At 71.8% G+C, this 7,116-nt stretch carries 5 protein-coding genes and 2 pseudogenes; 4 read left to right on the top strand and 3 right to left on the bottom strand.

What is annotated here, in order from left to right:
• A partial coding sequence (locus GXP76_RS32600; RefSeq protein WP_242575227.1) for an ABC transporter substrate-binding protein occupies window positions 1–968 on the bottom strand: 968 nt, incomplete at its 3' end.
• A 331-nt stretch (window positions 969–1,299) separates the two neighbouring features.
• Between GXP76_RS32600 and GXP76_RS32595 the strand changes: the two are divergent.
• Window positions 1,300–1,503 (top strand): annotated as a pseudogene (locus GXP76_RS32595) (amino acid permease C-terminal domain-containing protein); the annotation flags it as partial.
• Between the two features lie 82 nt (window positions 1,504–1,585).
• Window positions 1,586–3,013 carry a PLP-dependent aminotransferase family protein gene (locus GXP76_RS32590; protein ID WP_242575226.1) on the top strand — a complete coding sequence of 476 codons (1,428 nt, stop codon included), beginning with the start codon at window positions 1,586–1,588 and terminating at the stop codon, window positions 3,011–3,013.
• Here GXP76_RS32590 and GXP76_RS32585 read toward each other — a convergent pair whose 3' ends face one another.
• Window positions 3,014–4,003, bottom strand: coding sequence for an aldo/keto reductase (locus GXP76_RS32585; protein ID WP_242575225.1), 990 nt, complete (start codon window positions 4,001–4,003; stop codon window positions 3,014–3,016).
• 196 nt (window positions 4,004–4,199) lie between these two features.
• Here GXP76_RS32585 and GXP76_RS32580 point away from each other — a divergent pair, with 196 nt between their 5' ends.
• Window positions 4,200–4,898, top strand: coding sequence for a GPP34 family phosphoprotein (locus GXP76_RS32580; protein WP_242575224.1), 699 nt, complete (start codon window positions 4,200–4,202; stop codon window positions 4,896–4,898).
• Between the two features lie 39 nt (window positions 4,899–4,937).
• Here the strand turns inward: GXP76_RS32580 and GXP76_RS32575 are convergent, their stop codons facing one another.
• Window positions 4,938–6,398 carry a hypothetical protein gene (locus GXP76_RS32575; protein WP_374363437.1) on the bottom strand — a complete coding sequence of 487 codons (1,461 nt, stop codon included), beginning with the start codon at window positions 6,396–6,398 and terminating at the stop codon, window positions 4,938–4,940.
• Between the two features lie 113 nt (window positions 6,399–6,511).
• On the opposite strand from GXP76_RS32575, the pseudogene GXP76_RS32570 reads away from it, so the two are divergent.
• Window positions 6,512–7,116, top strand: a pseudogene (locus GXP76_RS32570) (hypothetical protein); the annotation flags it as partial.

Below are 7,116 nucleotides of genomic sequence, written 5' to 3'. Positions count from 1 at the left end.
CTCGCGGCGCCGCCGTAGTTCTTCTCGATCTCGTCCAGCACCTGGCCCGCGCCCGTGTAACCGATGCCCAGCATCCACACGTTGTCGTCGACCTTGAACGCCTTCCCGGCCTTCACCGCGTCCAGGTTCTTCCAGAGCGGACCGCCGATGATGTCGGTCTCCTTGGCCTTCTTCGGGTCACCGTAGGTGGAGTAGAAGACGACGTCCGCGTCGGCCTGGTCCATCTTCTCGGGGCTGACGTCGAGCGAGAAGCCGGTCTTGTCCTGGTTGGCGGGGCGGCCCACGCCGAGGTCGCCGTAGATCGAGCCGACGAACGTGTCGTTGAGGTACAGGCGCGTGTCGGCGCCCTCCACGAAGCGGACGAAGCCGAACGTGGTCTTCTTCGCAGCCTCCGGGCCGCCGAGCGTCGTGGTCAGCTCCTCGATCCGGGAGTCGTAGGCGGCGGCGATCTTCTTCCCCTCCGCCGACTTGCCGAGGGCGTCGGCGTGCAGCTCGAAGTTCTCCCGCCAGTTGGGACCTGTGGTGTCGGAGAAAACGGTCGGGGCGATCTCCGACAGCGGCTTGTAGTTCTTCTCGTCACGGACCTTGCTGCTCAGGATCAGGTCGGGCTTCAGGGCGGCGATCGCTTCGAGGTTCGGCTCGGCGATCAGCCCGACCGCCTTGATGCCCTTGAGCTCGTCCTGCGGCAGATAGGTGGAGAACGGGGTGCCCGCGACGGCGGTCGTGGCACCGACCGGAGTGATCCCGAGCGTGATCGCGGAGTCGAGCGCGTCCGTGTCGAGGACGACGACACGCTTGGGGTCGTCCGGGACCTTCACCTCGCCCATGGCGGTCTTGACGGCGTGAGTGGCTCCCGGCCCGGCCTTGTCCGAAGGCTCGTCGCCGTCGCCACCGCACGCGGAGAGTGAGACGGCGAGTGCCGTGACCGCGGCGGCCACGCTGATACGGCGAGTGAGGTGTGTGGACACGGTGGGAAAGCCTCCCTGACGGCAGCCCGGAGTCGGCCCGGACGAAACTAAGGCAAACCTAACTTCAGCGTCACCGGCCCAACAAGTTCCGTGCATCACGGTCCAGTCACAGGGCCCGCACACCGCACGTCTTCCCCCCTCGACGGCCATCCGCGACCATGGCGCACTGTCGCAAGTCTCGGGAAGCCTTGAAAACCTCGGGAAGGAGTCGCGAAATGGCAGGATTCCGAGCGGGCGAAGGCGTCATGCGCCGTAAACCCATCGACACCATCCAGGACTCCGAGGGCCCGGAGGGCCAGCAACTCACCCGCACCCTCGGGCTGCTCACTCCCTCCGCTGCCCGGGGATGCCGGTGGTGCCGGCGATCGGGGTGGTGGCGTCGCTCTGGCTGATCACCTACCTCCAGTGGCAGACCTGGGTCAGGTTCGGGATCTGGTTCGCGATCGGGCTCGTCGTGTACTTCGCGTACTCCTACCGGCGCTCGGAGCCGGCGAAGAACCCGCCACCGGCGCCGGAGCCCGCTCCGAAGGAGTAGGGCGGGGCACGTACGTACCATCGACGGGTACTCCGAACCCCGGCCGACCGGTCGGCCCCGACGATCCGGACCGCGAGCCGTGATGGCGCACGAACCCACCGACCCCGCCTGGGGCACCCTCCTCGACCTGGGCGAACGGGCCGCAGGCCCCCTGCACCTGCGGCTCGTCCGGGCCCTGCGGGCGGCCGTCGCCGGCGGCCGTATCGCGCCCGGCAGCGCTCTGCCGCCCAGCCGGGCGCTCGCCGCCGACCTCGGCTGCTCCCGCTGGGTGGTGACGGAGGCGTACGCGCAACTCGTCGCCGAGGGGTACTTCGAGGCGCGGAGCGGATCGGCCACCCGTGTCCGTACGACGGCGGCCGGGCCCGCCCCCTCGTACGAGCGAAGGCCCCGGCACGAGCCCTGGAAGCCGGAGTTCGACATGCTGCCCGGCATGCCCGACCTCCGCGCGTTCCCCCGCAAGCGGTGGGCCGACGCCGTACGGGATGCGGCCGGCTCCCTCACCCCCGCCGAGTTCGGCTATCCCGACCCGGCCGGCCACGACGGGCTGCGGCAGCGGATCGCCGCCTATCTCGTACGCGGCCGGGGCGCCGCACTCGACGCCGGGCAGCTCGTCGTGTGCGGCGGAACCCTGGACGGAGTGCTCCGGCTCAGCCGCGCCCTGCGCACCGCCGGGCACACCCATCTGGCCCTGGAGGATCCGGGCTGGTCGCGGCTGCGCGCCGCCGTCACGGCGGCGGGCCTGACGCCCGTCGCCGTCCCCGTGGACGACGCCGGTCTCCGCGTCGACCTGCTGCGCCGCGAGCCGCACGTCCGGGCGGTGATCGTGGCGCCCGCCCACCAGTTCCCCACCGGCGTGGTCCTCACCCCGCCCCGCCGCGCCGAACTCATCGCCTGGGCACGGGAGACGGACGGGCTGATCATGGAGGACGACTACGACGCCGAGTTCCGCTACGACCGCCACCCCGTCGGCACCCTCCAGGGCATGGACCCCGAACGCGTCGCCCTGCTGGGCTCGCTCAGCAAGACGCTCTCCCCCGCGCTGCGGATCGGCTGGGCCGCCGTACCGCCCCGGCTGCTCGACGGGCTGTACGCGGCGGACGCCGTGGGTTCGCCGCCGCCCGTGATCGACCAGGCGGCGTTCTCCGGGTTCCTCCGGTCGGGGTCGTACGACCGGCATCTGCGCGCCTCCCGGCTGCGGTACCGCCGGCGCCGCGACGTCCTCCTCACGGAGATCGCCGAACGGCTGCCCCGGCACCGGGTGTCGGGGGCCGCCGCCGGATTCCATCTGCTGCTCCATCTGACGGGGTGCGCGGCCGCGGACGTGGTCGGTGGCGCCGCCCGGCGTGACGTACGGCTGGCGGACCTCGCGGAGTACGGGGCGGGGAAGGGCGGTTCGGCGCGCGGCGCCACGCTCGTGATCGGGTACGGCAACCTCGCCGACACGGCCGTGGCCGGAGCCGTACGACGGCTGGCCGACGCGATCGGCGAGGCCGGCGGCCCGGCCTCCTGATCAGCCCCGTTGCTCCGCCGGTTCCCCCGCCACGTCCAGCCGGGCCCGTGTCCCGGCCGGCAGCTCCACCTCCAACGCGCCCAGTACGTCGTCCAGTTGTGCCACCGAGCTGACCCCCACGATCGGCAGCACCGCCGGATCCGCCCCCATCAGCCAGGAGAGGACCACCTGGTTGGGGCTCGCGCCCAGCTCGTCCGCCACCTCGCGCAGCACCGCGAGGCGGGCCGCCGTGCCGGGGTGGTCGTACGCGGCCGGCAGCCGCTTGTCCGTACGGGTGTAGGCGCCCGAGAGCAGCGCCGAGTAGGCCATGAGCGTCAGATCCGGCTCACTGCGCACGTAGTCGAGCAGTTCCGGGGTCACATGCACGTGCCCGGACTCCGGCAGGCCGGTGTCGAAGCGCGGCTGGAGATACGACTGGCGCTGCTGCACGCAGGTGTAGGCGGCCCAGCCGTTGGCGCGCGAGAGGTCACGTGCCCGCGCGGTGCGCCACGCGGTGTGGTTGGAGCAGCCGACGAGCCCGGCCCGGCCGACCTTCACCAGTTCGTCCAGCGCGCCGAGCGTCTCCTCCAGCGGGACGGACCGGTCCTCGATGTGCGTCCAGTACAGATCGATCCGGTCGGTCCCCAGCCGCCGCAGGCTGTCGGCGGCGGCCTGGCGGATCACACCGGCCGACAGTCCTTCGGCCGTCTCCAGGCCGGTGCCGGGGACGCTGGGGCGGGCGCCGGCCTTGGTCGAGATCAGCACCTCGTCCCGGACCCCCCGGCTCGCCATCCAGCGGCCGACCGTGGTCTCACTCTCGTCGCCGGTGGAGCCGGGGATCCAGAAGGCGTAGTTGTTGGCGGTGTCGATCAGATTGCCGCCGGCCTCGACGAACCGGTCGAGGATCGCGAAGGACGTCTTCTCGTCCACGCTGCTGCCGAAGGGCAGTGCGCCCAGGCACAGCGCACTGGCCAGGGGCCCGCCGGGCCCACCGATACGGCGTCGTCGCATCTCGGAACTCCTCGTGATTCAGGTGCGTGTGTTCGTGTTCCCGCCTCACGCTAGGCGTGGATCGGCACGGTGTACCGGTCCGATCCGTGACCGGAAAACCGGACCGATTCGCCGGGCGGGAGCCAATCGCGTGCCCCGTGCGTCCCCAGAGGGAGAACGGCTGATTACCCCCACGGTTCGAGGAGAGACGAGCGTCATGGACTTCGCCACGAATACGCCGACGAACACACCGGTCGAGACCACGCTGGGCGAGCAGCTGCTGCTGCTGTCGCTGGACGACGAGTCCGGGGCCGAGAAGGAGTCGGTGAACGTCTCCTACGCGATCGCGGCGGCGTCACTGGTCGAACTGGTGCTGGCGGGCCGCGTCGAGGTGGACGACGACCAGGTCACCGTCCGCGACGCGGCGCCCTTGGACGACCCCACCCTGGACGCGGCGCTGGCCGACATCTCCGGCCAGGAGAAGCGCAAGCCGCGCAAGACGAAGGAGTGGATCGAGCACCTGAAGAAGGGCGCCGTGGCCGGGACGACGGGAAGTCTCGTGGCCAAGGGTCTGATCCGCGAGGAGAAGAAGAAGGTGCTCGGCCTGTTCCCCGTACGCCGCTACCCGGAGGCCGACGGCTCGGTGGAGTCGGCGCTGCGCCGGCGGCTCGACGAGGTCGTGATGCGCGGGGCGGCTCCCGACGAGCGCACGGCGAGTCTGGTGGCCCTGCTGCACGGGGCGAAGCTGCACGGACTGCTGTACAAGAAGCCGCAGTTGGCGACCGCCAAGGTGAACATGGAGAAGGTCGCGCACGGCCAGTGGGCGGGACCGGCGGTGCGCCAGGCGGTCAAGGCGGCCGAGGACGCGCTGACGGCGATCGTCGTGCTGACGGTGGTCACGACGACCGTCATGTGACCGGCCGGGGCGGTCCCGGCAGCGGTCCCGGCAGCGGTCTCACCAGCCGGTGAAGACGAGGTGGTTGACCAGCAGGGCGACGGCCGCCTGCCCGGCCAGCCACCATCGCCGGCGGCCGGGCAGCAGGGCGGTGGCGGGGATCAGCCACAGCATGAACGGCAGCCAGATGCGTTCCGTCTCCGCCTTGCTCATCCCGGACAGATCGGCGGCGAGAATCGCGAGCAGCGCCGCCAGGACCAGAACGGCCAGGCGGAGTACGGGGGTTGAGAGGTCGCTGCGGCCGCCTCGGACGTTCCGTACGGCGCGGGGCGCCAGTGCGAACACCCGGCCCAGGCCGGCCACCGTCGCGAGGCCGACCGCCAGGGTGGTGGCGGCGAGGTTCCCCCAGATCCAGTACCAGTACGGACGCACCCCGCCCGCGCCCTGGTAGTAGCGCACGACCAACTCCTGGTACGCCTCCCACCAGTTGAACCCCGCGAGCGTGAACGCCACGGGCACCACCAGGGCGCCCGCCAGGACCAGGGGCAGCGGGCGCGCGGTGCGGGCCAGGACGAGTACCCCCAGGCCGGGAAGCGCCATGAGCGTCAGCCCGTACGAGAGGTAGCAGGTGAACCCGTACAGCAGCCCGGCGCCCAGCGCGGCGGCGGCGGGGAAGCGTGCCGTACGCGTCGCGGCGAGCGCCAGCAGGGCGAGGGACCAGGCGGCGACGCCCGCGAAGTAGCCGTCGGCCGAGGTGCCCATCCAGACGGCGGCCGGGGCCAGCGCCAGGAAGGGGACCGCGCGACGCGCGGTGCGCTCGTCGGTCAGCGCGCGGAGTGTGACCAGTACGGCGGCCACGGCCGAGCCGCCGACCACGATGCACCAGACCCCGGCCCATGAGCCGCCGCCGAGGCCGATCCGGTCGAGCCAGACGAAGGTGAGGGTGGCGCCCGGCGGATGACCGGCGACATGGGCGGGCCAGTTGCCGGGCGGGCCGATCACGATGTGCTCGCTGAAGCCGCGCAGCGTCGTACCGATGTCGGCGAAGCGGTCGATGACGGTGAGGTACTCGTTCTTGGTGGTGAGCCGGCGCGCCACGCCCCAGTGCCACCCGTCGACGAGCGCCAGCGAGAACGTCCAGGCCAGGGCGGCGGCCCAGGTGGTGAGGAGCAGCGCGCGCCACGGCAGCCGGGCGGCGAGACCCGGGCCGTACGCGATAATCAGGACGGCGACGGCGAGCGCGGCGGGGGTGCCGGGCCCGACGCGGGGGTCCCAGGTGCCGAGCAGCGGCGGCCAGTTGACCTGGAGGGTGCCGTTCGCGCTCTGGACCGACCGGCCGACGAGCGCGGCGGCGGTGACGAGCGCGAAGCCGGCCGCGGCGGCGACGAGATCCAGGCGGTGCGGGCGGCCGGTGCGTTCGCGTTCCTGTCCGTGGACGTCGGCGTGCGCGCCGGTGTCCGGGTCCGCGTGCGGGCCGGTGTCCTTGTCGCCGAGTGGGTGTCCTCGTTCATCCGTCTTCACCCCGGCACGTTATGCAGCGGGCGGCGGGTCGTGGCGCTGCGGCGGGGCCACGTCACCATTTCGTCAGAAGTCGTACCAGCTCTCCGGTGGGTGCGCGGGTTTACGGTCGCGGCATGGACCACCCCCCACGGCTCTCGAAACGTCCCGCCGGCGCGCGGCCGGCGCTGCCGACCGAACCCGGCTTCTGGCGCAGTCCGGTGCGCGGCGTCCGGTTCACCGCGGTGCTCGGGCTCGTGCTGCTGGCCGGGCTCACGCTGCTGTTCGTGACGGGCCTGCTGTCGTACGCGGCGTACAACCCGGATCTCGCCTCCGTCAACGACAAGACACCGGATCGTGGCTGGCTGGGCTTCTACCTCTTCGACTGGCCGACCCACCCGTACTGGCTCTACCGCCTCACCCAGGGGCTGCACGTCACGGTGGGCATCGCGCTGATCCCCGTGCTGCTGGCGAAGCTCTGGTCGGTGATCCCGAGGCTGTTCACGCTGCCGCCGGTGACGTCACTCGCGCACGCCCTGGAGCGGATCTCGCTGGTGCTGCTGGTGGGCGGTGCGCTGTTCGAGTTCGTCACCGGGGTGCTCAACATCCAGTTGGACTACCTCTTCCCCGGCTCCTTCTACCGGCTGCACTTCTACGGGGCGTGGGTGTTCTTCGGGGCGTTCGTCGCGCACGCGGCGCTGAAGATGCCGAAGGCGCTGCGGGCGATCCGCAGCGGTGAGCT

Origin of the sequence: Streptomyces sp. NP-1717, from assembly GCF_022695985.1 — a bacterium.
Classification (GTDB): Bacteria; Actinomycetota; Actinomycetes; order Streptomycetales; family Streptomycetaceae; genus Streptomyces.
This window is presented reverse-complemented; position numbering and strand designations above follow the sequence as displayed.

Coding starts and splice junctions, on each gene's coding strand:
- GXP76_RS32590 (WP_242575226.1), top strand. CDS start 1,586: ATGGCGCACGAACCCACCGACCCCGCCTGGGGCACCCTCCTCGACCTG.
- GXP76_RS32585 (WP_242575225.1), bottom strand. CDS start 4,003: ATGCGACGACGCCGTATCGGTGGGCCCGGCGGGCCCCTGGCCAGTGCG.
- GXP76_RS32580 (WP_242575224.1), top strand. CDS start 4,200: ATGGACTTCGCCACGAATACGCCGACGAACACACCGGTCGAGACCACG.